The organism is Candidatus Eisenbacteria bacterium (assembly GCA_030017955.1).
GTDB lineage: Bacteria > Eisenbacteria > RBG-16-71-46 > JASEGR01 > JASEGR01 > JASEGR01.
In genome coordinates, this window is record JASEGR010000180.1 from 1 (window position 1) to 2196 (window position 2196).

3 protein-coding genes are annotated in these 2196 nt (G+C 54.7%); all 3 read right to left on the reverse strand.

What is annotated here, in order from left to right; genetic code table 11:
- Positions 1-70: 70 nt before the first annotated feature.
- Positions 71-529 (reverse strand): hypothetical protein, encoded by a 459-nt coding sequence (locus QME66_13460; protein MDI6809954.1) that lies wholly within the window; start codon positions 527-529, stop codon positions 71-73.
- A gap of 112 nt (positions 530-641) precedes the next feature.
- Entirely contained in the window at positions 642-1034 is a 393-nt protein-coding gene (locus QME66_13465) for a hypothetical protein (protein ID MDI6809955.1), read from the reverse strand.
- A 12-nt stretch (positions 1035-1046) separates the two neighbouring features.
- Positions 1047-2090 (reverse strand): hypothetical protein, encoded by a 1044-nt coding sequence (locus tag QME66_13470; GenBank protein MDI6809956.1) that lies wholly within the window; start codon positions 2088-2090, stop codon positions 1047-1049.
- Between the last annotated feature and the right edge of the window lie 106 nt (positions 2091-2196).

A 2196-nucleotide genomic window follows, 5' to 3' on the forward strand; every position in this document is an offset into this window, starting at 1 on the left:
GGTCAACCCCGTCGGCAAGTTTCGTCACGATCTCGATGGCTTGGTCAACGTCCATAAGCTGGGGGATAGGTCACTTGGTCGGCGTAACGGAAGTAGGTTCCCACTTCGTAAGGCGTTTCTTCAGATTGGCCTTGATCTGCTCGTCCTTCACTTCGTCCGCCGTCTTTTGTAGGGTCGTCTTGTAGGTGCCGATGGCGTCAATGAGTTTCGCCGCCTGTTTGACATTGGCGTCGTCCCTCTTCGGCAAAGCGGCTCGGTCTTGTTTCTCCAGCGCGTCCTTCAAGTCCGGGACCTTCTGCGTGGTGATTTCTCGCTGGGTGAAGAGGAAGCTTCCAAGTTTCTGAAGACATACCGATCGCAGTTTATCCGAATTCTGACCATTTGCCCCCGCCTCTGACAGTAAAGACACCACAGTCGCGGTTTCCGCGCCAGAAAGGTCACAGCGATTATGCAGCCGGAGAGTGTCGAGGATAGCCCACTTCCATGAATCAGGGAGGCTTCGATCGGAAAGCTGCCCGAGTGTCTTCACAGAAAGCACTTTGTTGGTTTGACTCGTTCCGTAGTACCTGAATCTTGCGCCGCCCGGACGACCCCACGGCCGAATGAACGCGTCGTAGCAGGCACTAGAGCGATTTTGCGTGTCATAGTCCGCGTAACCATATGGGTGATGCCGTGCAAGAAACTTCTTGCACGCAGAGGGCCGCACAGAGCGGCACTGAGGGCGATGCATGGAAAAGACGTGCAAGATTCAGGTAGTAGATTCCTGCCAGCATCGCCATGCCTATCGGCGCTTCTGCGTGCTTCTCCCAATCGTATTCAGGATCTCTTGCCAGTTCGCGGATGAAGTCCCAAAAGTCTTCTTCACTCATCGAACACAAGTGCTGACGCACTTTCGCTGTACGTTCCGCCTGAGACAAGATGCTCTTGTCTTCTATGATGAACCGATACCGCGCATACGAATCCTTTCCATCGACAGCGTAGGCAGAACAAGAGACCGCAAGACTCGCAGCCAAAATGACAACGTTCCTGGTCATGTCATAGCTCCTTCAAGGTAATGTCCCGGGTTGAAACAAGACGGTCTGAACGAATCTTGTCGGACTGTTGGTAACGCCGCCTCTCTGGACGATGGGGGACAGTTCTGTCTGAGGCTCGTCCTTGCCAAGGTTGTCATGTTCGGAAAGCCAGTTCTGAATGGGATAGTGGGTTCCATTTCGGCCCCACACATCCTGACCGGCAAGTTCGTAGCAGGCTTCGACCAAGCCATCACAGCGCATCTCATGAATGTCGGCAATGGTCCCGTCCCAACTGCCACCATCGTAGGTTAGGATGTACATGAAGCAGTATTCAACGCTTTCGGCCAGGCAGTTGGTCGCGTTGCTCAGAATCTCGTTTCTCTTGGCATCTGTGAGGTTCTGAACAGAAAAAGCGCCGTAGTATGGCGGCCTCTTCGCAATGAAGGCCGCCAAGTTGTTGATGTGCACTCCGACACGGGGGCCCATTTCAGTGACGACCCAATTCTGTTGATTGGTGAGGCTGGCTTTGATCCTGGTGCCCGTGTATCCCGTGATCAATCCCGCATGTCCGTACTCGGTCCAGCCGGTCATGTCGAGGTCGCGGTAGACCGCGACACCGAAGTTCCGTCTGACAACCGTTATCTTCAGTTCGTCGTCAGAGATTGAAGCGCCGCCGTTGGCGTAGCTCAACTTCAATTCAACGTCGTTCGCCGATGCGCTCTCATCGTAGCCTTCAAGGTAAAGCGTGGCAGGGACCGTCTCCGTCGCCAGATTCCAGGTCTTCGGCAAAGTGATCTCTGTCCCTTTCGTGGCCAATGTCCAGACCTTGACCCGAGATCCTCCGGCTGTGGCTTCCAGTTTCAGCGTGCCGGTGGTCAGCGTTGGTTCAAGCTTCGGATAGATGGGAACGAGATCGTTCTCCCCCGTCACGGATGTCTCGTCCCTGTCCGGCGTATGGGCCGCGTCCCCATCATCGTTGTCCCAGTTCTCGAAGACGATGGCCCCCGGACTTTCCTCCTTCGCCTCGTCGTCATCATCAACATCGCCGTCGTCATCAACGTCGATATCCAAGTCCACTTTAGGGACGTAAATCTTGAATGTTCTTTTGCCGCTGTTGAAGCCGCTGTTTTCATAAGGACACGACCGGAAACATCGGCCGGCCAGGGATCAACCGCGATTATCC